Raw genomic sequence first — 23,701 nt, 5'->3', positions numbered from 1 at the left:
TATTTGGGTCCTCTTTTTATCCATGATTTTGCTAAATTCTCAGGTGCATCATAGAAATCTTCATGTTACACTACGCTGAATCGGGCATTCACCCGATTTTTTTATGTGGTTGCTTTTTATGTGGATGCCTCCACGTTGAACAGATTTTAGGTTTGAAACATGACCATTTCAGAGACATGGTTGCTCCCTGACGGGGTAGCAGATGTATTACCCGAACAAGCGCAAATGGTTGAAACCCTGCGACGGGAAGCTTTAGATTTCCTCGCTGTTCGAGGATATCAACTGGTATACACTCCATTTATTGAATACATCGAATCGTTGTCTTCACTTTCAGAATCCAATCAAGATTTAGACTTGGTCACCTTTAAGGTGATTGACCAGCTTTCAGGTCGCCTGCTTGGTGTGCGTGCGGATATGACACCGCAAGTTGCACGTATTGATGCGCATGTTCGTCCAATTGAAGGCGTTGCCCGTTACTGCTATGCAGGTACAGTACTGCACACCAAACCACAGAATTTTAATGCAACACGCGCACCTTTGCAGTTGGGTGCTGAGCTTTATGGCCATGACAGCATCGAAGCTGATGTGGAGATGATTGATGTCATGCTGGGCCTGTTGGAGAAAACTGACAGTTTGCAAGGTGTTCATCTGGATTTAGGTCATGTCGGTTTATTTCGTAGTTTAGTGAAACGTGCTGGTTTAAATAAAAACACTGAAAGCCAGCTGTCTGATTTATATCAGCGTAAGGCTTTACCAGAATTAGAAGAATTTACTCAAAGCTTGCCAATGGGTAATGATTTTTATGCTCTAGGTCGCTATGCAAGTGACCTTAATGCATTACAGGCACATTTAAGCCATGACATTTTAAGTGACGCTGATTTTAAAAATGCGTTTGATGCATTGAAAACAACATTCACTCAAATTCAGTCACGTTGGTCGAATCTGAATATTGGAATCGATGTGGTTGAGTTGCGTAGTTATCACTACCATACGGGCCTGATGTATGCCATTTATGCACCGAATCGCGCTGCGCCGCTTGCACAGGGTGGACGTTATGATGGTATTGGTGAGCACTTTGGCCGTGCACGCCCAGCCACAGGCTTTAGTTGTGACTTATATGCCTTGGGTGCTACACAGTTTGCTGAAATTGAAACTGTCGTTGCGCCAAAAGGAAATGATCAGGATTTATTAACCGCGATTGCAGATGCACGGGCGAATGGTTCGCGTGTGGTGCAGTTGCTGGGTAATGATGAGTTAAGTTCAGTGCCTTATGCAACCCACCAAATGGTGTTGCAAAATGGGCAATGGATCATTGAAAAAATTTAATTGCCGAGTTGTAAAAACAACTTGGTTTCCAATTCTAACAGCATGATGTAATGAGGCTATTATGGGCAAAAATGTTGTGGTACTGGGTACCCAATGGGGCGACGAGGGTAAAGGTAAGATCGTCGACCTGCTCACAGATCAGGCGGCTGCGGTCGTACGCTACCAGGGCGGGCACAATGCAGGACATACGCTTGTGGTCGGTGGTAAGAAGACTGTATTACACCTCATTCCATCAGGTATCTTACGTGACAACGTATTGTGCTTAATTGGTAATGGTGTCGTTCTTTCTCCTGAAGCACTGATCAAAGAAATGGCGATTTTGGAAGAGGAAGGCGTACCTGTAAAAGAGCGTCTGCGTATTTCTCCAAACTGTCCGTTGATTTTGCCAAACCATATTGCACTTGATCAGGCCCGTGAGAAAAAACGTGGTAATGCCAAGATTGGTACAACAGGTCGTGGTATTGGCCCAGCATACGAAGATAAAGTTGCCCGTCGTGCGGTACGCGTTGCAGACTTGGTTCGTGGTGGCGCTAATTTGGAAGAAAAACTCAAGGAAATGCTTGAGCTTCATAACTTCCAGCTTTCTCAATTCTATGGCGTTGAAGAAGTTAAGTTTGAAGATGTGTTGGCACTTTGCAACGAATGGCGTGAAGTTCTTGCCCCGTTGGTAATTGACGTAACCAAAGTGTTGCATGATTACCGTAAAGAGGGTAAAGCAATCATGTTTGAAGGTGCACAAGGTTCACTGCTTGACATCGATCATGGTACTTATCCATTTGTAACAAGTTCTAATACAACTGCGGGTGGCGTAAGCTCTGGTTCTGGTATGGGTCCTTTACATTTAGACTATGTGTTGGGTATTACCAAAGCCTACACAACACGTGTAGGTGCTGGTCCATTCCCAACTGAGTTGCATTATGATGCTGCGACAGATACAGGTGATGCGATTGGTCGTCATTTGGGTACAGTAGGTCATGAATTTGGTGCGTCTACTGGTCGTCAACGCCGTTGTGGTTGGTTTGATGCGGAAATTCTACGCCGTTCAGTTGAAGTGAATTCGTTGTCTGGTATCTGCCTAACCAAGCTTGATGTATTGGATGGTTTAGAAGAAATCAAAATCTGTGTAGGTTATGAAGATGTTGATTCAGGCTGTGCAGGTTCTTCTGATGCAGTTTCATTTGAAAGCTTAAAACCAATCTATGAAACAATGCCAGGTTGGAGTGAGTCTACAGTAGGCTTAACCCAAATTGATCAACTTCCTGCGAATGCCTTGGCTTATGTAAAACGTCTTGAGCAGCTCATTGAATGCCCAATTGATATCGTTTCTACAGGTCCAGACCGTGCGGAAACCATTATTTTACGTCATCCATTTTCAGCTTAAATTGAATAGATAACGTCAAAAGCCTCTTTTTAAAAGGGGCTTTTTTATTTTTATGAATTTATATATCAAAAATATCTAGCAAAAAATCAGCTTTTTATTCCAGTCATTGTTATTTCACAGCGTGGAAAATCCCCGTTATATTAACTCTACATTCAAACAAAGAGGGGTTTAACCATGACGAAAAAAACAATTCGCTATAATGGATATGAACTGGCATGCCAATGTTAGATTATATCAAGGCGATTAAAAGGGTACAAACCAGTTCTGATCAGGTGGGGAAAGGAATTGGTTTGAACATTTTGATACAATAAGAATAATCCTGAATATTAAATAAAATTTTAATAAGAAATCTAGGGGAATCTATTGATTCCCTTATTTTTTTCTAAAAATAAAAACTCTTATGCTTTGGAGTGGATAGTACAACAGTTGTAATCAGTATACATAATCGTATTGTGAGCTAAATAAAATGGTCTTAGAATTTTAAATTGATAAGATATAAAAATGAAACGGGATCAGCAATGGCAGGTGGTTGGGCACGTGACGGTGCAGAGCAGGAGCAGATTGATGCAACAATTCATGATGCGATTGCAAAAGCAAGACAAGGTCTTTCTCATAATGAAGATGGAGAAGCCGCACTATATTGTGAAGAATGTGGCGAGCCCATTCCTCAAGCCCGCCGTGAAGCGATGAAAGGCGTGAAATATTGTATTCGTTGCCAGCAACAACTTGAGGAAAAGAGCAAAGCACTGGAGCTATTTAATCGGCGGGGAAGTAAGGATAGTCAATTACGTTAAATCTTTTGCCTTGTTAATCTTCTATCTCTTTCACAGCATTATATACAATGCTCGGTTCAATATTGAGCAGCTTTTTACCAAAGCTGCGTAACCACCACACCAGTTGAGACGTAAAGGGAACCGTTGCGTTCACCTCAACAATATTTTCCTCTAGTGCCGTAATGGTCTGGTCTTTGCTCAACTGGCTTTCATAAAAGCTTTTGGCTGTATTTTCCGTCATGGTTAGCTTTAACTGAATTTGTTCAGTTGGTTTGCTGTAATCCACGCGGAAACCCAGTGCACCTGAGTCAATGTAATGATCAATATCAAAATTGACAGGATGCAGTGCCCGACTATCCAGAACCGTGGCTGCCTTAAAACGGTGCAGGGCAAAAGTTTGCACTTCAGTTTTATCATTTCTGGTACAGATTAAATAAATCACTGCACCTTTTTGTACCAGTGCCAGAGGATTGAGGATATAGGTTTTATCTTCTCCCTGATGGGTTCTGGCACGATAGATACATTCAATTTGCTTGTCTTGTAACAGTCCCTCATAAATTGCCTGCTGTGCATGTTTATCCACAATTGGCGGAATGAGCGGCTGTGTCGCTGGAACAATGCGCACACGGTTGATCCATTGTCTGACATTGTTTTGTGTGGAAAGACTGCGTTTTGCCAAGTCGAACCACGGCATCATTTCTTCAAGCAAGCTGGGTGGAAGCAAATGGCGTAAATGCTCTTCCACCATCATAAAGGTGACCGCCTGTGAGCTGGTCATGTGCGGCAAACTCTGGATGGGCGCGTCTGAACGCCAGCGCCATCCTTGCGGAACCGTTTTATTGCTTTCAATGGGAAAGCGTTGTGCAATCTGGTTTAAATCACGCTGAATGGTACGCAAACTAATCTCAATACCCTCACGTTCCAGAATTTCCTGCAATTCACGCGTGCCCATCCATTTACCCGTAGAAAGGCGGGACAAGATTTGCCATTGACGATAAAGGCTGTTTGACGTTTCTTTTTCTTGTATGGATGACATAGGCGTAATATGCAATTCAATGAGCTAGAGCTGACACAATAAAAAAACTCCGATTATTTAGCAAGTACATCACATTTAGATTACGTATTTACGACTGAAACCAATGCAGATTTGCTTAAAACTTTTAAAACTGCTTCAAAAATGATCATTTTATATAGGTGGCATTGAAATTGCTTACTTAACTTAAGAGATAAATAAATGATGAGATGAGGTTTCTATGCCAGAACAAGAACACAATCTAAATATCAGTACAGATTATTATTCTCCAGACCAAACGGCAGCGGTTTCGGTATATTCGTCCACATTTATTCCAGATATTCCAGAGCTGAGCAGTATTACCACTAACCTGTTTGAACAACTCAAATCACAGTTTTTTAATGAAATGCTCGATGATAAGAGCTTTAATGGAGAGGCATCAAAAAAGATTGAACAATGGTTAAGTATCCGTAGCCTTGATGAGTTAAAGGTACTGGGAGCGCAGGCAAAGCAGCATTTTTTGTATCAGGGCATCACCTTTAATGTGTATGGGGATCAGGAGGGAACAGAGCGGACCATTCCTTATGACTTAATCCCGCGTGTCATTGAGAAAAAACAATGGGAGAAAATATCATCAGGCTGTGCACAACGTGTTAAGGCGCTAAATCTATTTCTGGATGACATTTACCATGAACAAAACATTCTTAAGGATGGGCTGATTCCCGCACATCAGGTGATGGCACATGAAGCCTTTCAGCCGCATATGCTCAGGCATCATCTTAAAGGCAAGGTTTATTCACAAATCAGCGGCATAGATATTATTCGAGATGGGCGAGGTGATTTCTTTGTGCTTGAGGACAATTTAAGAACGCCATCAGGGGTGTCTTATATGCTGGAAAGCCGAAAAATCAGCCAAAAATTGATGCCTGATTTGTGCAGTAGCAATAATTTACAGGGGATTGAACAATACCCAACTTTATTAAGGGCTATTCTGGAAGAGAATGCCTATGTTGATAAGCCCTTTATTGTGGTGCTGACTCCAGGCCGTTTTAACAGTGCCTACTATGAACACGCCTTTTTGGCGCGTGAAATGGATGTGCCGCTGGTGACAAGTCGTGATCTTTTTGTTGAGAATGACAAGGTCTTTGCAAAAACCATTCGTGGCCGTCAGCAGGTGGATGTGATTTATCGCCGTGTTGATGATGAGTTTCTAGACCCACTGGTATTCCGTGCTGACAGTACGCTTGGTGTGGCGGGTTTGATGTCGGCCTATCTACAGAACAATGTGGTGATTGCCAATGCACCAGGAACAGGGGTTGCCGATGACAAGTCGATCTACCCTTATGTTGACCAAATGATTCAGTATTATCTGGGTGAAAACCCTATCTTGAGCAATGTGCCAACCTATCAATGCCGAGACAGTGAACAACTGGATTATGTGCTCAACAATCTGGAAAAGTTGGTGGTTAAGGAAGCACAGGGTTCAGGTGGATATGGCATGTTGATTGGGCCTCAAGCGGATCAACAGCAAATTGAGCAATTTAGACAGAAAATTATGCAGACCCCGCATTTATATATTGCACAGCCAACCTTGGCACTGTCAGTTGCACCGACATTGACCACAGATGGCGTTGCTGAGCGACATATTGATTTACGCCCATTTGTTTTGAGTTCACCTTACCGTACGGAAATTGTGCCAGGAGGATTAACACGTGTGGCCATGCAGGCAGGTTCGCTGGTGGTCAACTCTTCTCAGGGTGGCGGCATTAAGGATACCTGGGTGGTGGAATCGCTGCACTCCTAACATCTTTCCTATGCAGCAATAACATTGCACATATCCTTTGTGTGCAGTGCGATATTTCACAGGAATTTATGATTAATAAGGGAGGAGATTTATGCTTTTACTTAGCTCAAGTGCTCAACATATTTATTGGTTAGGTCGTTATTTATTTCGTATTGAGTATATGGCGAGTCATTTGCCCTTTACAGATGACCAACAGGCAGCAAGATTTGCACAGGCATTGTGTCTGCATATTGATGATGCTGAAAGTTTGAACCAATTTATGCTGGATCGGCAACAGCCATATTCCTTGATGAGCCAGCTTGAGATTGCTCGGGATAATATTCAGGAGCTTAGGGGATTGTTGAGTTCTGAAACTTATGCTGAGCTGAACCACTTAATAAAAAATGTCGTGTCTGATGTGCCAACTATCCAGAATATCGTAAAGGAATGTTGTGCAATCCTGAAAACAGAACAAGAGGATATTGCTTTATTTTTCCATATTGGACAGGGTATGGAGCAAATTGATACCTGTTTTCGGTTGCAGCATAATATTCATGATGTGCTGAAGAAGACTGATCCAGTGATTGAACGATTATTTCATTTAGGTTGGGATGACTTGCAACCAAGTTGGAAAATATTGAAAAATCAACCTGACTTGAACCAGTTTTATGCATTTACCTATAAACTGGAAAATCAATTTGAGGCGTTCGCATGAAACTGATGGTGAATCACCAAACGCATTATCATTATACGCAGGCTGCACGGAATAGTGTGCAGTCGATTAAAATGATACCGCAGAGTTCACGGCACCAGTTGGTTGAGTCCTGGCATATTTGCGTTCCAGGGCAATACACCAGTAAACTTGATGCCTTTAACAACCTCTGGATTACGGCAAGCCAGCGACATGACTACCATTACCTGACCATTATGGCGCAGGGGGTTGTTGATTTGTATGATACTGAACTGGGTTATGTGGACACTGGTGTTTCACCAATATTGTTTTTACAGGGCACAAACATGACCTGTTGCGACTTAATGATGCGGGATTTTGCCCAGACCATTGTAAAGGTGAACGACCGCCATCATCTTGTGTTACTGGCAGAGCAGATTTTACAGCACATCCCTTATCAGCCTGAAAGCACATCTGTAACGACTTCTGCAATAGATTCATTTTATGCTGGGCAAGGTGTATGTCAGGATCATGCACATGTGTTCATTGCCATGTGTCGTGCGTTACAATTACCAGCCCGTTATGTGTCTGGCTATTTGTATGACCAAAACCAGCCACACCTTGCCAGTCATGCATGGGCAGAAGTTTTTGTGGAAAATGAATGGTATTGTTTCGATATCAGTAACCAGATATTTACACCCAAAAGTCATATCTATGTTGCAATTGGCCGTGATTATCTGGATGTTGCGCCCGTACGGGGTGTGCGTGAACAGGGTGGCATTGAAAGTATGACATCCAGTGTTCAAGTTTTGGCTTGTTGAGTGTGAAGAGAGAAAGATGACCTATTGTTGTGCATTAAGATTAGAGCAAGGTTTGGTATTGATTAGTGATACTCGAACTAATGCAGGGGTCGATCATATTTCTGTATTTCGTAAATTACATACCTTTGGTATTGAGGGTGAGCGTTTTATTGCATTGCAAACGGCAGGTAATTTAGCAACAACCCAAGCTGTTATTGGTCATTTACAAAATGCTTTAGCATTACATCAAGAGCCAAATTTATATAGCGCAAATACCATGTTTGAAGTTGCTGAATTAATTGGGAAGACTTTGCGTAAGGTGCTTGAGGATGTTACGACTGATACTCAGGAACAGATGAATTATTCCTGTAGTATTTTGGTAGGTGGACAGATACAGGGTGATGAGATGCAACTTTATAATGTCTATCCTCAAGGCAATTTTATTTGTGCCACAACTGATACACCATATTTTCAGATTGGTGAAAGTAAATATGGAAAGCCAATTTTAGATCGTGCACTGCACTATACGATGCCATTAGATGATGCATTACGTTGCAGTTTGATCTCTTTTGATTCAACATTAAGGTCTAATGTTTCTGTTGGATTACCTTTAGACGCGTTGGTCTATCATAAAGACAGTTTTATGATTCCAGAGGGCAAGCGCATCAGTGAGGAAGACCCTTACTTTAGCCAAATTAGTAAGCAGTGGTCTGATACCTTGCGCCGTGGTTTGCAGGAACTACCAAAACCAACAGTAGATTATTGGGGCTAGTCAGCAAAGACAGGCATAATGAACTAAAATGCTTTATAAGTGTAAGAAAAAAATGATATTTCAACTTTGTTATGCCAGTACCAGTACTTCTGAAAAATCATATTTGCCACTTGATTTAAGAGAAGTTTTAAATGAGGCACACCATTTTAATTATGTGAATAATATACATGGTGTGCTGTACTTTGCAGATGGTTATTTTTTCCAGTGTCTGGAGGGAGAACAATCAGTTATTTTGGAACTGCTTGATAAAATCAAGAAAGATCCTCGCCATCATCAGATTTATATTTTTAATCCTCAACGCATCTCACAAGGTCATTTCAAAGATTGGTCAATGAAATTTGTGCGGAAAAATAGTCAAGTTTCAGAGTTTTTCCAGCAGCATCTACAACAGGCCGAGTTTAATCCCTATTTGTTAAATGAGGGTTTGATTGCAGCATTGATTCCATTGCTTGCGGATATACAAATGGATGAAGTGGCTTAAAAATCCAAGATATTGGTTTGTGCTTGTTTTTGGTTTAAGCTAATTTTTATAATACATCGAATAGGTCAGTGATCATAAATTCCTGACCTATCTTTTAATCTGCTTAATACAAGAGTTGACGTTTTGGACGTTGGCTCAGGCGACATAGCAGTTCATAGCCAATGGTGCCATTTGCGGTAGCGACATCATCTACCAAACGGTGTTTGCCCCATAATTCAACTTGCGTGCCTAATTCAACGTCCAAACCAGTGACATCAATGGCAATCATATCCATACTGACACGACCAATAACAGGAACAAGTTGTTCATCAATCGCCACAAAATTTGGTTTGATATAAGCTCTTGGATAACCATCACCATAGCCAATTGAGACGATGGCAATATTCATAGGCTGTGCTGCTGTAAAGGTTGAACCGTAACCTACAGATTCGCCTTGTTGAATAGAATTAAGCGCAATAATTCTAGCACTAAATGTCATCACAGGTTTGAGATCAAGCGTATGGACGTTTTGATCGGCAAAAGGCGTTGCACCATACAACATGATCCCTGGACGAACAAAGTCGAAATGTAGTTCAGGATATTTATAGATTGCCGCAGAATTGCAACACGATGCCAGAATCGGTTCACATGCTTGTTTTACTTGTAGAAACTGGTTTTTTTGTTGTTCATTTAATGGATGATCTGAATCAGCGTTGGCAAAGTGCATGGTGAGTACACAGGTAAAACCATGTGATTTTAAGCGTTGAATCACTTCAATAATTTCTGTCGGTTTAAAACCCAAGCGATTCATACCGCTATTCAGCTTTACCCAGACCTTTAGGTTTAAAGCGTTATAATGATCTTTATGGGCAATTAACCATTCAACCTGCGGGGTCTGATGAACAACACATTCCAGTTTTTGTCCAATCACTTGAATCATTTCATTTTCAGAAAAAACACCCTCAATCAGGGTGATGGGCTGTGTATATCCCAACTCTCGGATTTCTAAGGCTTCTTCAACGCAAGCGACACCGAAAGCATCGCTATCCTTTAAGGCTGCTAAGCATTCTTTTACACCATGTCCGTAAGCATTGGCCTTGACCATGCTGACAATTTTCGCTGTTGGGGCAAGTTGTTTGACACGGTTTAAATTATATTGCAGTGCCTGACTGTCAATATAAACTGTTGCTTGGCGCACCCTCGTTACTCCTTGGGAATGACAATTGGTAATTTGTGTTAGATACACTGTTGAGTGATAAATAAATACTAAAAATAGTTCTATTTAAAAATATTCACTATTGTAGACTTATCAAGCTCAAATAGACACGAACATCTAAGTTTTTGATCATAAATTAACTTAAGATCGAAAAATATATAGGTTATTGATTGCAACTAATTTGTAAAAGTTTCAGGCTTTATTTTTATATAAAATTATACATTCTAAAAGCTATCATGGCGTTAGATGCTCTCACTTAGGAAAATTCTGAACTTTACGAGTTAGGGCAAGAATCAGATGATGGTGGAGCGTGGGTTTGTAATTTAAATGAACTCAAAGAGAGATTAAACAATGCATTTTAAACAAGGATATGCTGAATAAATGATGAAAATATTTTGTTATCTGGGATGGAGTACATTATTTTTCTGTCAGTCAGTTATGGCTTGTATGCCACATTCACCCAATGACGTATTTATTGCCCGTTACCACGATTCATTGGCATTACAGGGGAGTTCAGACTTCATCTTTCAACTCAGTTCAGGTCAATTTATTTTTCGCTCAAAACTAGATGAAGTTAAATATAAAAAACCTACACAATGGAAAAGTGCATTTTCTAGTCAAAATATTGAAAAGGGCAGTTTGATCATAGGTTTAGCTTATACTCCCGATGGTGCTAAACCTGAACAATATCAAATTGCTTCATTTGCAACTTTGAGTTGTGCTCATAATCAGCTCAGTGTTTCTAGACCAGTGCAGCCGTTTTTAGCTTGGAATCGACAGATGGCAAAATGTACAATCGGGGGGCGGAAAACAATTGGTATCTTGGATGGGTTTATACAATATGATCAATCACATTACTTAGCAAAACTTCAACAAAAATATCCAACATGTGAACAACTCAATAAAGCATTTCCATCATTTGAAATGGAAGAAAATAGCCAAGATTCGAATTTACTCTCAAGCTGGAAACTATGGTGGGCAAAGTTAATAAGTCAGATTAAATCATGGTTTTAATAAAAAAGAGCAATGCAGGCATTACTCTTCATCATCATACTGAGCATAATACTCAGGAGATAAGTTACTAAAACGCGTATATTGTCCTTCAAAAGCAAGACGCACCGTACCAATTGGGCCGTTACGCTGTTTACCAATAATAATTTCGGCTGTGCCTGCTTCTTTAGATTCTTTATTGTAGACTTCGTCACGGTAAATAAACATGATTAAGTCCGCATCCTGTTCAATTGCACCAGATTCACGCAAGTCTGACATCACAGGGCGTTTATTAGGTCGGTTCTCTAAGGAACGGTTCAGCTGTGAGAGGGCAATCACTGGACATTGCATTTCTTTTGCCAATGCTTTCAGGCTTCGGGAAATTTCCGAAATCTCACCAACACGGTTATCACCCATACCTGGCACTTTCATTAACTGCAAGTAATCGACCATGATGCAGCCAATTTTACCATCGTGCATTTTAGCAATACGTCTGGCGCGTGCCCGAACCTCTGTAGGTGGCAGAGCAGAGGAATCATCAATATAAAGATGTTTTTCCTGTAACTGCAAAATCGTGCCTGTGACCTTTGACCATTCATCTCCATCCAGCTTACCTGAACGCAGATGGCCTTGATGCACTTTGCCATAGGAGGAAATCAAACGCATGGCGATAGAATCCGCAGGCATCTCCATTGAGTAAACAAGGGCAGGAAGATTGCTGTTAAATAAAACGCTCTCAACTAGATTCATGGCAAATGTGGTTTTACCCATAGAGGGACGAGCCGCCACAATAATTAAATCACCTGCCTGCATCCCATAGGTTTTATTGTCCAGTTCAAGGAAACCTGTGGAAAGGCCTGTGATATTGCCATCCATTTTGGACAGCTCATCCAGTTTGCTAATTACATCCGCAGTGACTGAACTGATTGATTTTGGGCCTGAATCCTTTTTATTGTTGTTATGCTGTTCTGCCAAAGAGAAAATATTGGTTTCAGCCAAGTCCAGAATTTCGCTGACAGGACGGCCCTTGGTGTCATAGGCATTTTGTAAAATATCTGTGCTGACCTTGATCATGCTGCGTAAGGTTGAAAATTCCTTAATCTTACTGGCATAGATTTCAAGGTTATAGAAGCTTGATGGAGAATCTGCCATCAATTGCATTAAATACTCTTCACCACCAATCGCATCCAGCAGGTTTTGCTTGAGTAACCAGTCATTGACCAAAACAGCATCGTAAGGGGAGTTTTCCTGTGCCAGTTTTTCAATGGCACGGTAAATATATTTATGGCGTGTGGCGTAAAAATCATTTTCCTTAAGCAGGTCACCGACTTGTTCAAATGATTCAGCGACCGTCATTAAAGCCGCCAGTACTGCCTGTTCAATCGCCAGATTGTGCGGTGGCGTTCTAAATTCTTTCAATTGACCTGAGTCATTCACGTTACTCTCTGTCTTTGGAGTATTTTTTGCAAAATTGGCATTTGCCTGTGACATAACAAGACCTAATAAAAAGATGAAACCGTAAAAGAGTGACTATCTTAATCCAAATGGATGCAGACAGGAGCGTTTAATTGGAAGAAAATTGTGTAAGTGGTGAAAATACAGCTTGATGGTTTTGGCAAAATTGAGACGTAAAAAAGGGCATGTAAAAACATGCCCTTTTCTTTGCAAAAATTACTCAGATACGATTGTAACGAGAACTTCAGCAACAACATCATGGTGCAATTGGATTGCGATGTTGAATTCACCAGTGTGACGAAGCGCACCGTTCGGTAAACGAACTTCTGCACGGTCTACAGCAAGACCAGCATTGGTCAAGGCATCAGCGATGTCACGAGTACCGATGGAACCGAACAGTTTACCTTCATCACCAGCTTTAGCTGTGATGACGATATTCACTTCGTTCAATTGGTCAGCACGTGCATTTGCAGCAGCCAAAATAGCAGCTTCCTGTTTTTCAAGTTCAGCACGACGAGCTTCAAAAGCAGCAGTGTTTGCTTCAGTTGCAGCTACAGCTTTACCTTGAGGGATTAGGAAGTTACGACCGTAACCAGCTTTAACTGATACTTTGTCGCCCAATTTACCAAGGTTCTTAATGCGTTGTAATAAGATAATATCCACGGCTCAACCTCACTTATGATTGTCAGTGTAAGGAATCAACGCTAAATAGCGCGCTTGTTTAATCGCTAACGCTAATTGACGTTGATAACGAGCTTTAGTACCTGTAATACGGCTAGGAACGATCTTGCCGTTTTCAGTGATGTACTGTTTTAAAGTGTCGATATCTTTGTAGTCGATGTACGCAACTTTCTCAGCTGTAAAGCGGCAGAACTTGCGACGACGGTAAAAACGTGCCATTGATGTTCTCCTTATTCAGCTTCTTGAACTGCGTGTTGTGCTTCTTCACGTTGCGCCTTACGGGCACGTTTTTCTTCAGCACTTTTCGCAAGTAGAGATTCTTCAGTGATTGCGTGTTCACGACGGATGATGATGTTGCGAATGATCGCGTCGTTATAACGGAACAATTCTTCTAGTTCATCAAGAGTCGTTTGACCACATTCAACATTCATAAGAATGTAGTGTGCTTTATGAATCTTGTTAATTGGGTAAGCCAATTGGCGACGGCCCCAATCTTCTAAACGGTGAATTTGACCTTCAGCTTCTTTGATCTGAGAGATATAGCGTTCAACCATACCTACAACTTGATCGCTTTGGTCTGGGTGTACCAATAGTACGATTTCGTAGTGACGCATTGTCAGCTCCTTACGGTTTAAGCAGCCCCTGACTTGATAAAGCCAGAAGCAAGGAGTCATAACTAATTTAGTTATGTCGCAAATTGCGAAGCGACAATTCTAGTCATGTTTGGCTTAAATCGCAAGTTATTATATTGATATTTGGAATTGAGATACGTAGTCAATAAGGATATCTCAAGGAGGTTTCATTGGGTTTGATTCTGGCTATGGACTATAGAATGTTTTTATTGCCCGAAATGATTACAACGAGGGGAGAATAAAAAGATAGAGTGTTCTCTATCTTTTTAAAAAATAGGGAGGAAAGGTGCAGGACTTTTAAAGGTAAAGCTAAAGCTTAGACTAATCACAGTGATGAGGATCACGGAGAATAAGAAAAAGCGTTTTGCCCAAAGCTGGTCATCTTCAGCTTTAAATCCTAAAATACCAATGTAGAACCAATAGGCACAAAGCAGGTTACAGATCACCAGAAAAACAACATTGGTGTATCCATAAACATATAGAGCATTCATCGCAACAGTGAATAAAACCACATAGATCAATGATTCTATTTTCGTTCTATAGATAGAGCGAGCTACAGGTAAGATTGGCACTCCTGCATTTTTATAATCATCAAAACGATAGATTGCAATTGCCCATGAATGCGGCATTTGCCATAAGGCATAGGCTACAAAAATCAGTAGGGCCGCCATATCGAAATGGTGACTTACAGCCGTATAACCAATGACAGGTGGACTCGCTCCAGAAATACTACCAATGACGGTTTGATGGATCGTGGTACGTTTCGTCCACAAACTATAAAAACCGACATAGACGACAAAACCAATGACTGCGAATAAAAATGCATAGGCATTGACATAGAACCAGAGCATGCTAAAACCAATCACACCTAATACAAGAGCATAAAACATTGCAATAGTAGGAGATATGGTTTTCTTAACAAGAGCACGATTCATGGTGCGTTGCATTTTTTGATCGATGTCTTGATCAATCACATTATTTACGACACAACCAGACGCAACCACAAAAGTTGTTCCAATCAGCGTAAGTAATAATAAGAGGCAGTCTATGGAGCCTTGGGCGGCTAAGAAGAAGCCGCCCAAGGTGGTAATAAAATTACCGAAGAGAATTCCTGGCTTAGTCAGGAATAAATACTTTTTAAACATGACGACCAGTTTAGATCATCATGTTGTAGTGTAGGTAGTTCATTACCCACACAGAACCGACTAAAAGTACCGCAATACAAAGAATCGTATAGATAAATGCAATCAGGTTCCAGCGTTGTTCAGATGAGGTATTCATGTGTAGGAAATACACAAGCTGTACAATAACCTGAGCAACAGCAGTGATTGCAATCACAGTCACTAAAACGCCACGACCGAAACCACCTGCCATCACCATCCCGAATGGGATGATGGTAAGGATGACAGATAGGATAAAACCAACCGTGTATTGCTTAAAGTTACCGTGTGATGCACCAGCAGCATTATGGTCATGACTCATTAGATAACTCCCAGTAAGTAAACAACGCTGAATACACAGATCCAAACGATGTCAAGGAAGTGCCAGAACAAGCTTAGGCAAGCAAGACGACGAGTGTTTGGAAGTGTCAAACCATATTTCTTGATTTGGAACATCAACACAAGCATCCATACCAAACCAGAAGTTACGTGAATACCGTGCGTACCAACTAGAGTAAAGAACGCAGATAAGAACGCACTTGTGCTTGGGCCATGACCAGCATGAACTAAATGATTGAATTCATAAAGTTCCATACCAATGAAGGCTGCACCGAATACCCAAGTAACTGCTAACCAAGTTAAAACTTGATTAACATTTTTCTTGTATGCTGCAAGAACAGCGAATCCAAATGTTACCGAAGAGATCAAAAGGGCAAAGGTCTCAGTTAAAACAAAACCTAAAGAATCACCAAAAAGATCTTTCGCACTTGGAGTACCAGGCGGAATATGACTGCTTAATACAGCGAACGCAATGAAGAGTGATCCGAAAAGAATCAAGTCACTCATCAAATATGTCCAGAAACCAAAGACCGTTAAGTCTGTGTCATCGTGTTCGTGATGACCGTCATGACCGTGGTTGTCGTGATGAAGTACTTCAGCCATTTCCTTAGTCCTTCTTCAAGTGTTTTTCAAGTAACGCATAGCGTTCGTTTTCAATACGCTCTACTTCAGCAGCAGGAACATAATAATCAACATTCTTGGTGAATGAGCTTACGATCAAGCTAACAACTGCAGCAACGAATGAAACAACGACTAGCCACCAAATATGCCAGATCAATGCAAAACCAAGAACAGTAATGAACAATGCAATGATGAAACCAGCTGCACGATTAGTCGGCATATGGATATCTTCATATTTAGTATCGCGTGCGTATGCTACACCATTTTCTTTGTCAGTCCAGAAACGGTCAACACCGTCAGCTGCTGGAAGATGCGCAAAGTTATAGAATGGAGCAGGGGAAGACGTTGCCCATTCAAATGTACGGCTATCCCAAGGATCACCTGTATAGTCCATGTTGTCTTTGCGTTGTAGGAAGCCAACGATGATTTGCATAAGGAAACATGCAATACCGATAGCAATCAATACTGCACCGAACAATGCAATTGCCAAATATGGGTCCCATTCAGGGTTGTCATATGTATTCAAACGACGCGTCATACCCATGAAGCCAAGGATATAAAGTGGCATGAATGCAAAGTAGAAACCAATAAACCAGAACCAGAACGCAGCTTTACCCCAAGCTTCATTGAGCTTCCAGCCAAACATCTTCGGCCAGTAGAAGATGATGCCAGCAAACATACCGAACACCACACCACCGATAATCACGTTATGGAAGTGAGCAATCAGGAACAGTGAGTTGTGTACAAGGAAGTCCGCAGGTGGAACAGCCATAAGTACACCAGTTAAACCACCAATACCGAATGTTACTAGGAAGCCAAGCGTCCATAACATTGGAGTAGTAAAGGTGATGCGACCTTTATACATGGTGAATAACCAAGAGAAGATTTTCACACCTGTAGGAATCGCAATAATCATGGTCATGATACCGAAGAACGCATTCACGTTCGCGCCAGCACCCATGGTGAAGAAGTGGTGAAGCCATACAACAAATGCAAGTACAGTGATTGCAATTGTTGCATACACCATTGACTTGTAACCGAACAACGCTTTACGAGAGAACGTCGCCACGATTTCAGAGTATAGACCAAATGCTGGTAATACCAGGATGTATACTTCAGGGTGACCCCATGTCCAGATCAGGTTTACGTAAAGCATTGGGCTACCGCCAAGCTCATTGGTGAAGAAATGGAAGCCGAAATAACGGTCTAGCGTCAACATTGCAAGTGTACCTGTTAATACAGGGAATGATGCAATGATCAGTACTGCCGTACAAAGTGAAGTCCAGGTAAAGATTGGCATGTCCATGAGTTTCATGCCAGGTGCACGCATTTTAATAATGGTAACGAAGAAGTTAACACCTGTTAATAGCGTACCTAAACCTGAAACTTGCAGTGCCCAAATGTAGTAGTCAACACCTACACCAGGAGAATATTCGATGCCAGATAGAGGTGGATAAGCCATCCAACCTGTCGCAGCGAATTCACCTAACGCTAGTGAAGCCATCATCAAACCAGCAGCACCAGCAAATAACCAGAAACTTAGTGAGTTCAATAATGGGAATGCAACGTCACGAGCACCAATTTGCAATGGAACACAAATGTTCATCATACCTACAACGAGACCCATTGCCACGAAGAAGATCATGATTACACCATGTGCGGTAAAAATCTGATCGTAGTGTTCTGGGTGTAGGTAACCTTCACCACCGCCTTTAGCGAGGAAAAGTTGTAAACGCATCATGATTGCATCAGCGAAACCACGCAATAGCATGATTACAGATACAAAGATATACATGATACCAATTTTTTTATGGTCTACAGATGTGAACCATTCGTTCCACAAGTAGCCCCATTTTTTAAAGTAGGTGATACCAGCAACAACTGCGATACCGCCAAGAATCATCATTGCAACTGTAACCAATACGATTGGATCGTAAGGAATTGCATCTGGACCTAACTTACCTAATAAGCTCATGTCTTATTCCCCTTGAGAAGCAGTCGCATGTTCAACTGCTACATGAGTTTCAGAAGCAGGCGCTTCACCAGCCACTACTGGAGCTGAATGGTCAGCACCATGGTAGTTACTCATATAGTTATTGATTACTGATTCAAACAAGCCTTGCTCAACAGAAGAGTAATAAGTCACAGGATGTGGCTGAGTCTTATATGGACCTTCTTTTAAAGCTGTTGCAGCAAGTTTTTTCTCTAATTCAGTTTTGGCGTTACGAACCATTGCATCAATTTGTTTCTGTGAACGGTTACCATCACGTAAAGAAGCAAACTCAGCTTGATCTAAAACTGTTTTTTGAACAGCTTGAGGATTGATAGTCGTACCTTGACCCGCTTTAACAGCTTCTACCCATTGTGCAAACTCTGGTTCAGTTACGCTATGCGCCTTGAAGCGCATTTGTGAGAAACCATAACCTGAATAGTTTGCTGAGAAACCACGGAATACACCAGGTTCATCTGCCAATAAGTGAAGGTGAGTCTGCATACCCGCCATAGCGTAGATCTGACCACCTAACTGTGGAATGAAGAATGAGTTCATTGTGAAGTTAGAGGTGATCTTGAAGCTAATAGGTGTTTTTTCTGGGAAGCGTACTTCGTTTACCGTTGCAATGTTTTGCTCAGGATAAATAAAAATCCATTTAAACTGTTCAGCGACGGCTTGAATAGTTAAAGGCGCTTTATCTGACTCTAACGGACGGTAAGGGTCGTACTTGTGGGAACCCCACCAAGTTAACCAAGCTAAAATACCAATAATAATGACAGGTACACCCCAAACAACGATTTCAATTGTCGTAGAGTGTGCCCAAGTAGGTTTATAGTCTGCATCTTTATTCGATGCGCGATATTTCCAACTAAACCATAATGCCATCACGATTGATGGAATTACCACCAAAAGCATTAGATAGATCGCAGTCATCATGAGGTCACTTTGACCTTGACCAACTGGACCTTTAGTGTTTAGTAGTACCATATCACCGCCACACCCAGTCAAGAGTGCAGCCATCGTTGATAAAGACAATACAGCTAAAATCGTTTGTCTCATTTTACAACCTCGGTGAAGAGTCCCATTCCCTAATTAAATTATGGGATAGCGATTAAAGTGTCGCACGATTGATAAGAAATAATTGTGAATTGCTTAGTAATCATGCGACACCGCTACGTTGTAGGGCATTATGCCTCATATTGAAAAACTAAGCTACTGATAAAGTGGTCTGAAATACTTGTTTTAAAACCCGATTTATTTAGCAGGGATTGGATTAAAGCCTGATCTTTTTTTTATATATCAACACGCTATATTGAAAGGCTGTATAAAATGTATTTTATATACAGCTTTGTGCAAATAATTGATGAGGCTTATTTCTGAACCACTTTGGTCTTTGCCAATTTGTCATGTAATGCCTGACGATTTTTCCCTAATGCAAACAGCGATTCAATCACGGAAATCAATGGCACAATGATCATGTTTAAAATAACAAAAACCATACTTCTGAGCCAGAATGCCCTTACTGAGCTGACAGGAGCAGAGGTTTCAGCATCCACAATCTTGATTTTTAGCAATTTTTTGCCAATGCTTTGACCTGATTTTCCAATCAGGAAAGCCTGTACCATAAGCATGGCAATGATATAGACACACATGGCCATCCAGGCTTGGGTGGGAATAATCGCAAGAATTTCAGTCTGGACTTTCTGGGCTAGGGCAATGTCTGATGAGCGGTCTGCCATTAGTCGAAACAGTTGTTCATTCAACTGGGTAAACTTTTGTGCCTGTTCGGGTGTAAAAAAAGCGGTGAGTAGGAATGTTGCGGGAAACCATAAAAATACATCAATCAGTTTTGCAAAAAAACGTGAATGGATGGAGGCTAACTGAGATGTCTTTTGTTCGACTTTGATATTAAATGCTGAGTTGGGATGAGTCTCAGTTTTAATCTGGGCACTAAAGGGAGCGTAACCGACAGGTTCGTATACCAGTTTCCCTTGTGTAAGTTCACCAAGCGTTTTCCATTCTGCCATACCCTTATGCCAGGCCAAATCTGTGAGTAGAACTTGTTGACTGGCAAGCATTTGGTTCACTTGTTCTAAACTATAAGGTCCCGCTTGTTGGTTGTTACGAGCCAAGTAAATTTGCATAATTTTAAAATCTCAATGACTAAAGATAAAAAAGACCCTGCGAAAGAGGGTCTTTTTCTAAAAAAAGACTAGGCTTTCTTGATTTGTTCTTCAGCAAGGAAGAACCAGGTATCAAGCACTGAATCAGGATTCAGTGACACAGATTCAATACCCTGTTCCATGAGCCATTTAGCCAGGTCAGGGTGGTCTGAAGGACCTTGACCACAAATACCAACGTATTTTCCTGCTTTACGGCATGCATGAATTGCCATAGAAAGAAGGGCTTTAACCGCTGGATCACGCTCATCAAATAAGTGAGATACGATACCAGAATCACGGTCAAGACCAAGTGTTAATTGTGTTAAGTCATTTGAACCAATTGAGAAACCATCAAAATGTTCAAGGAATTGCTCAGCCAATAATGCATTGGTTGGCAATTCACACATCATGATGATTTTCAAGCCGTTCTCACCACGTTTCAAGCCATTTTGAGCAAGTAGCTCAATCACACGTTTCGCTTCATTTACAGTCCGAACGAACGGGATCATGATTTGAATATTGGTGAGACCCATTTCATCACGTGCTTTTTTCAAGGCACGGCATTCAAGCTCGAAACAGTCGCGGAAATTGTCAGAAACGTAACGGCTGGCACCACGGAAGCCCAACATTGGGTTTTCTTCTTCCGGTTCGTATAACTTACCACCAATCAGGTTTGCGTATTCATTTGACTTAAAGTCAGACATACGCACAATCACTGGTTTTTCAGCAAATGCGGCTGCCAGCGTTGAAATGCCTTCCACCAGTTTTTCAACATAGAATTCGATTGGGGAAGAATAACCCGCAGTACGTGTCATTACAGCGGCACGCGTTTCACGTGGCAGGCTCTCAATATTCAACAATGCTTTTGGATGCACACCAATCATACGGTTGATGATGAACTCAAGACGTGCAAGGCCAATCCCTTCATTTGGAATCTGGGCAAAGTCAAACGCACGGTCAGGGTTACCCACGTTCATCATGATCTTGAACGGAAGCTTCGGCATCGAGTTGATCGAGTTACGTTGAACCTCAAAGTCCAGTGCACCCTCATAGATGAAGCCCGTATCACCTTCGGCACAGGAAACAGTCACTTCCTGACCATCCGTTAACAGTTCAGTGGCATTGCCGCAGCCCACAATTGCAGGAACACCCAGTTCACGTGCAATGATTGCCGCGTGACAGGTACGTCCACCACGATTGGTGACAATCGCAGCGGCACGTTTCATTACTGGTTCCCAGTCTGGGTCAGTCATGTCAGATACAAGTACATCACCGTCTTGTACTTTATCCATTTCTTTAATCGAAGTTACGACACGAACTTTACCTGAACCGATGCGTTGACCAATAGAACGACCTTCACAGATAACCGTACCGCGTTGCTTTAACAGGTAACGTTCCATTGTGCCGACATTTTGGCGACTTTTTACGGTTTCTGGACGTGCTTGAACGATGTAGATTTGACCATCATCACCATCTTTTGCCCACTCGATATCCATCGGTGAACCGTAGTGTTGTTCAATGATTAATGCTTGTTTTGCAAGTTCATGAAGCTCATGGTCGTTTAACGCGAATTGTTGGCGCTCAGGTTTTTCAACATCAACTACAACAACAGATTTACCCGCAGCACCTTCTTCACCATAAATCATTTTCTGGTGCTTGGAACCCAGGTTGCGGCGTAGGACAGCGTGTTTACCACCCTTTAAAAGTGGTTTTGACAGATAGAATTCGTCAGGGTTGACGGCACCTTGCACCACCATTTCACCCAAACCGTATGATGCAGTAATAAATACCACGTCACGGAAACCCGATTCTGTGTCTAGTGTAAACATCACACCCGCAGCACCCGTTTCAGAGCGAACCATGCGTTGCACGCCCGCAGAAAGAGCAACCACACTGTGTTCAAAACCTTGGTGTACACGATATGCAATCGCACGATCGTTATATAATGATGCAAAAACTTCTTTAATCGCGATCAGGATATTATCGATACCACGAATATTGAGGAATGTTTCCTGTTGGCCTGCAAATGAGGCATCTGGTAAATCTTCAGCGGTGGCAGAAGAGCGTACAGCCACGGCAATGTCTGGATTACCGTTTGAAAGTGCTGCAAATGCTTCACGAATTTCTTGTTCTAATGCGGCAGTCAGTGGAGTATCAACAATCCATTTACGGATTTTTGCACCTGTTTCAGCAAGTGCAAGCACATCATCAACATTCAGTTGAGTTAGTTCAGCCTGAATTCGAGCATTTAAGCCGCTTTGATCCAGGAATTCACGATAGGCAGCGGCAGTTGTTGCAAAACCACCTGGTACCGATACACCAGCATTGGATAAATGACTGATCATTTCACCCAGAGATGAGTTTTTCCCACCTACGAGTTCGACATCGTGTTTCCCTAATTTTTCCAGACCGATTACGCGCGCTTCCAAAGTATTTACTCCACTTTTTTTGCAGTATGAATGACTATCATTGGTATGAAATTATACGAAAGTGCCTAGATATAGTGTTTACTAAGCGACAGTCATGTTAGATGAGTTTACTATAAAGATTATAGTGCACTAAGACAAATGTTTAAGGAGAATTTTGATGCCCGAAAGTAAACAAATTAAACGGAGCGTATTTTTTATATCAGATGGTACGGCAATCACCGCGGAAACCCTTGGACATTCACTACTTGCGCAATTTCCAAACGTGGATTTTGACATTCATATCATGCCTTATATTGCCACTGAAGAGGCTGCTATGGTCGCGGTTGCAGAGATCAATGCATGCCAGTCCCGTGATGGTTCCCTACCACTGGTTTTTGACACTTTAGTTGATCCATTGGTACGCGATATTATCAATACTGCCAAAGCCGTTAATCTGGATGTGTTTGAGGGTTTGATCAGTAAACTTTCAGAAGAGTTGGGAACGTTGCCAACCACATTGGTTGGGCAGACCCATGCGGTGACTGACTCTGAATATTATAAGGCACGTATTGATGCGGTTCATTTCGCGCTGGACAATGACGATGGTGCCCGAACACGTCACTACGATAAAGCCGATATTATCCTGATTGGCGTGTCACGTTCGGGTAAAACACCAACCTCGATCTATTTGTCATTACAGTTTGGTATCCGCGTGGCAAACTATCCACTTACTGAAGAAGACTTAGACGACAACCGTTTACCAAAAGTTTTAAAAGAGCATAAAAACAAGCTGTTTGGTTTGATGATTGATGCGGAGCGTCTGGTTGCGATTCGTAATGAACGTAAGGCCAATAGTCGCTATGCAAGTTTTAGCCAGTGTCAGATGGAACTGCGGGCGATTGAGGGGATTTATATTTCAGAAGGCATTAAGTATTTAAATGTCACTGAAATGTCGATTGAGGAAATCTCAACCCGTATTTTACAAATGACAGGTTTAAAACGCCGTATTGGCTAAATATGATATTCAAATGAGAAGCGTGGGGATGGGGGTGGTGAAATAAGCATTG

General features: G+C 41.6%; 23 protein-coding genes. 10 read left to right on the top strand and 13 right to left on the bottom strand.

Annotated elements, in window-relative coordinates:
* Positions 1 to 159: 159 nt before the first annotated feature.
* The 3 genes from F967_RS08885 to F967_RS08875 all read left to right on the top strand — a co-directional run bounded on the left by F967_RS08885 (position 160) and on the right by F967_RS08875 (position 3,501).
* Positions 160 to 1,326, top strand: a complete 1,167-nt coding sequence (locus F967_RS08885; RefSeq protein ID WP_004682516.1) for an ATP phosphoribosyltransferase regulatory subunit — start codon at positions 160 to 162, stop codon at positions 1,324 to 1,326.
* Between the two features lie 61 nt (positions 1,327 to 1,387).
* Positions 1,388 to 2,707: an adenylosuccinate synthase gene (locus F967_RS08880; protein ID WP_004682514.1), complete on the top strand. Its 1,320-nt coding sequence runs from the start codon at positions 1,388 to 1,390 to the stop codon at positions 2,705 to 2,707.
* Between the two features lie 518 nt (positions 2,708 to 3,225).
* Positions 3,226 to 3,501: a DksA/TraR family C4-type zinc finger protein gene (locus tag F967_RS08875; protein ID WP_004676973.1), complete on the top strand. Its 276-nt coding sequence runs from the start codon at positions 3,226 to 3,228 to the stop codon at positions 3,499 to 3,501.
* 13 nt (positions 3,502 to 3,514) lie between these two features.
* Here F967_RS08875 and F967_RS14370 read toward each other — a convergent pair whose 3' ends face one another.
* Positions 3,515 to 4,516 carry a helix-turn-helix transcriptional regulator gene (locus F967_RS14370; protein ID WP_004799402.1) on the bottom strand — a complete coding sequence of 334 codons (1,002 nt, stop codon included), beginning with the start codon at positions 4,514 to 4,516 and terminating at the stop codon, positions 3,515 to 3,517.
* Between the two features lie 217 nt (positions 4,517 to 4,733).
* Between F967_RS14370 and F967_RS08865 the strand changes: the two genes are divergently transcribed.
* The 5 genes from F967_RS08865 to F967_RS08845 all read left to right on the top strand — a co-directional run bounded on the left by F967_RS08865 (position 4,734) and on the right by F967_RS08845 (position 8,998).
* A complete protein-coding gene (locus tag F967_RS08865) occupies positions 4,734 to 6,296 on the top strand; it encodes a circularly permuted type 2 ATP-grasp protein (protein WP_004799400.1) in 1,563 nt (520 codons plus the stop codon).
* A gap of 91 nt (positions 6,297 to 6,387) precedes the next feature.
* Entirely contained in the window at positions 6,388 to 6,990 is a 603-nt protein-coding gene (locus F967_RS08860; RefSeq protein WP_004761522.1) for an alpha-E domain-containing protein, read from the top strand.
* Positions 6,987 to 7,766 (top strand): transglutaminase family protein, encoded by a 780-nt coding sequence (locus F967_RS08855; RefSeq protein ID WP_004799398.1) that lies wholly within the window; start codon positions 6,987 to 6,989, stop codon positions 7,764 to 7,766. The genes F967_RS08860 and F967_RS08855 overlap by 4 nt, the downstream gene beginning before the upstream one ends.
* Positions 7,767 to 7,782: 16 nt before the next feature.
* Positions 7,783 to 8,517, top strand: coding sequence for a proteasome-type protease (locus tag F967_RS08850; protein ID WP_004682506.1), 735 nt, complete (start codon positions 7,783 to 7,785; stop codon positions 8,515 to 8,517).
* A 52-nt stretch (positions 8,518 to 8,569) separates the two neighbouring features.
* Positions 8,570 to 8,998, top strand: a complete 429-nt coding sequence (locus tag F967_RS08845) for a BLUF domain-containing protein (RefSeq protein ID WP_004799395.1) — start codon at positions 8,570 to 8,572, stop codon at positions 8,996 to 8,998.
* A 103-nt stretch (positions 8,999 to 9,101) separates the two neighbouring features.
* Here F967_RS08845 and alr read toward each other — a convergent pair whose 3' ends face one another.
* Positions 9,102 to 10,175 carry an alanine racemase gene (alr, locus tag F967_RS08840; protein ID WP_004799393.1) on the bottom strand — a complete coding sequence of 358 codons (1,074 nt, stop codon included), beginning with the start codon at positions 10,173 to 10,175 and terminating at the stop codon, positions 9,102 to 9,104.
* Positions 10,176 to 10,640: 465 nt separating this feature from the next.
* Here alr and F967_RS08835 point away from each other — a divergent pair, with 465 nt between their 5' ends.
* Positions 10,641 to 11,207, top strand: a complete 567-nt coding sequence (locus F967_RS08835; RefSeq protein WP_051060432.1) for a hypothetical protein — start codon at positions 10,641 to 10,643, stop codon at positions 11,205 to 11,207.
* A 21-nt stretch (positions 11,208 to 11,228) separates the two neighbouring features.
* Here F967_RS08835 and dnaB read toward each other — a convergent pair whose 3' ends face one another.
* The 11 genes from dnaB to ppsA form a co-directional block, all read right to left on the bottom strand.
* Complete coding sequence (dnaB, locus tag F967_RS08830) at positions 11,229 to 12,674, bottom strand: replicative DNA helicase (RefSeq protein ID WP_004761494.1); 1,446 nt, start codon at positions 12,672 to 12,674, stop codon at positions 11,229 to 11,231.
* Positions 12,675 to 12,854: 180 nt separating this feature from the next.
* Entirely contained in the window at positions 12,855 to 13,301 is a 447-nt protein-coding gene (gene rplI / locus F967_RS08825) for a 50S ribosomal protein L9 (protein ID WP_004757753.1), read from the bottom strand.
* A gap of 9 nt (positions 13,302 to 13,310) precedes the next feature.
* Positions 13,311 to 13,538: a 30S ribosomal protein S18 gene (rpsR, locus tag F967_RS08820; RefSeq protein ID WP_004676982.1), complete on the bottom strand. Its 228-nt coding sequence runs from the start codon at positions 13,536 to 13,538 to the stop codon at positions 13,311 to 13,313.
* A gap of 11 nt (positions 13,539 to 13,549) precedes the next feature.
* Positions 13,550 to 13,933, bottom strand: a complete 384-nt coding sequence (gene rpsF / locus F967_RS08815) for a 30S ribosomal protein S6 (RefSeq protein ID WP_004676984.1) — start codon at positions 13,931 to 13,933, stop codon at positions 13,550 to 13,552.
* Positions 13,934 to 14,217: 284 nt separating this feature from the next.
* Positions 14,218 to 15,096: a heme o synthase gene (cyoE, locus tag F967_RS08810; RefSeq protein ID WP_004799390.1), complete on the bottom strand. Its 879-nt coding sequence runs from the start codon at positions 15,094 to 15,096 to the stop codon at positions 14,218 to 14,220.
* Between the two features lie 10 nt (positions 15,097 to 15,106).
* Positions 15,107 to 15,433 carry a cytochrome o ubiquinol oxidase subunit IV gene (locus F967_RS08805; protein WP_004799389.1) on the bottom strand — a complete coding sequence of 109 codons (327 nt, stop codon included), beginning with the start codon at positions 15,431 to 15,433 and terminating at the stop codon, positions 15,107 to 15,109.
* Positions 15,433 to 16,053, bottom strand: a complete 621-nt coding sequence (cyoC, locus tag F967_RS08800) for a cytochrome o ubiquinol oxidase subunit III (protein WP_004799387.1) — start codon at positions 16,051 to 16,053, stop codon at positions 15,433 to 15,435. Before cyoC ends, F967_RS08805 begins: the two co-directional genes overlap by 1 nt.
* A gap of 4 nt (positions 16,054 to 16,057) precedes the next feature.
* Complete coding sequence (gene cyoB, locus F967_RS08795; protein WP_004799385.1) at positions 16,058 to 18,046, bottom strand: cytochrome o ubiquinol oxidase subunit I; 1,989 nt, start codon at positions 18,044 to 18,046, stop codon at positions 16,058 to 16,060.
* 3 nt (positions 18,047 to 18,049) lie between these two features.
* Positions 18,050 to 19,123 carry a ubiquinol oxidase subunit II gene (gene cyoA, locus F967_RS08790; RefSeq protein ID WP_004799383.1) on the bottom strand — a complete coding sequence of 358 codons (1,074 nt, stop codon included), beginning with the start codon at positions 19,121 to 19,123 and terminating at the stop codon, positions 18,050 to 18,052.
* A 311-nt stretch (positions 19,124 to 19,434) separates the two neighbouring features.
* Positions 19,435 to 20,208: an RDD family protein gene (locus F967_RS08785; RefSeq protein WP_004799381.1), complete on the bottom strand. Its 774-nt coding sequence runs from the start codon at positions 20,206 to 20,208 to the stop codon at positions 19,435 to 19,437.
* 68 nt (positions 20,209 to 20,276) lie between these two features.
* Positions 20,277 to 22,655: a phosphoenolpyruvate synthase gene (gene ppsA / locus F967_RS08780; protein WP_004676997.1), complete on the bottom strand. Its 2,379-nt coding sequence runs from the start codon at positions 22,653 to 22,655 to the stop codon at positions 20,277 to 20,279.
* Positions 22,656 to 22,812: 157 nt separating this feature from the next.
* On the opposite strand from ppsA, the gene F967_RS08775 reads away from it, so the two are divergent.
* Positions 22,813 to 23,649 (top strand): posphoenolpyruvate synthetase regulatory kinase/phosphorylase PpsR, encoded by an 837-nt coding sequence (locus F967_RS08775; protein ID WP_004676999.1) that lies wholly within the window; start codon positions 22,813 to 22,815, stop codon positions 23,647 to 23,649.
* The last annotated feature ends 52 nt before the right edge of the window (positions 23,650 to 23,701 follow it).

It is taken from the genome of Acinetobacter sp. CIP 102637 (genome assembly GCF_000368425.1).
Taxonomy (GTDB): domain Bacteria; phylum Pseudomonadota; class Gammaproteobacteria; order Pseudomonadales; family Moraxellaceae; genus Acinetobacter; species Acinetobacter parvus.
Note: the sequence above shows the minus strand (reverse complement) of the source record. Positions and strands in the feature narration are given on the sequence as shown.

Bases quoted from the DNA above. Each gene is read 5' to 3' on its own strand.
- F967_RS08885 (WP_004682516.1), top strand. From the start codon at position 160: ATGACCATTTCAGAGACATGGTTGCTCCCTGACGGGGTAGCAGATGTA.
- F967_RS08880 (WP_004682514.1), top strand. From the start codon at position 1,388: ATGGGCAAAAATGTTGTGGTACTGGGTACCCAATGGGGCGACGAGGGT.
- F967_RS08875 (WP_004676973.1), top strand. From the start codon at position 3,226: ATGGCAGGTGGTTGGGCACGTGACGGTGCAGAGCAGGAGCAGATTGAT.
- F967_RS14370 (WP_004799402.1), bottom strand. From the start codon at position 4,516: ATGTCATCCATACAAGAAAAAGAAACGTCAAACAGCCTTTATCGTCAA.
- F967_RS08865 (WP_004799400.1), top strand. From the start codon at position 4,734: ATGCCAGAACAAGAACACAATCTAAATATCAGTACAGATTATTATTCT.
- F967_RS08860 (WP_004761522.1), top strand. From the start codon at position 6,388: ATGCTTTTACTTAGCTCAAGTGCTCAACATATTTATTGGTTAGGTCGT.
- F967_RS08855 (WP_004799398.1), top strand. From the start codon at position 6,987: ATGAAACTGATGGTGAATCACCAAACGCATTATCATTATACGCAGGCT.
- F967_RS08850 (WP_004682506.1), top strand. From the start codon at position 7,783: ATGACCTATTGTTGTGCATTAAGATTAGAGCAAGGTTTGGTATTGATT.
- F967_RS08845 (WP_004799395.1), top strand. From the start codon at position 8,570: ATGATATTTCAACTTTGTTATGCCAGTACCAGTACTTCTGAAAAATCA.
- F967_RS08835 (WP_051060432.1), top strand. From the start codon at position 10,641: ATGCCACATTCACCCAATGACGTATTTATTGCCCGTTACCACGATTCA.
- dnaB (WP_004761494.1), bottom strand. From the start codon at position 12,674: ATGTCACAGGCAAATGCCAATTTTGCAAAAAATACTCCAAAGACAGAG.
- rpsR (WP_004676982.1), bottom strand. From the start codon at position 13,538: ATGGCACGTTTTTACCGTCGTCGCAAGTTCTGCCGCTTTACAGCTGAG.
- rpsF (WP_004676984.1), bottom strand. From the start codon at position 13,933: ATGCGTCACTACGAAATCGTACTATTGGTACACCCAGACCAAAGCGAT.
- cyoE (WP_004799390.1), bottom strand. From the start codon at position 15,096: ATGTTTAAAAAGTATTTATTCCTGACTAAGCCAGGAATTCTCTTCGGT.
- F967_RS08805 (WP_004799389.1), bottom strand. From the start codon at position 15,433: ATGAGTCATGACCATAATGCTGCTGGTGCATCACACGGTAACTTTAAG.
- cyoC (WP_004799387.1), bottom strand. From the start codon at position 16,053: ATGGCTGAAGTACTTCATCACGACAACCACGGTCATGACGGTCATCAC.
- cyoB (WP_004799385.1), bottom strand. From the start codon at position 18,046: ATGAGCTTATTAGGTAAGTTAGGTCCAGATGCAATTCCTTACGATCCA.
- cyoA (WP_004799383.1), bottom strand. From the start codon at position 19,123: ATGAGACAAACGATTTTAGCTGTATTGTCTTTATCAACGATGGCTGCA.
- F967_RS08785 (WP_004799381.1), bottom strand. From the start codon at position 20,208: ATGCAAATTTACTTGGCTCGTAACAACCAACAAGCGGGACCTTATAGT.
- F967_RS08775 (WP_004676999.1), top strand. From the start codon at position 22,813: ATGCCCGAAAGTAAACAAATTAAACGGAGCGTATTTTTTATATCAGAT.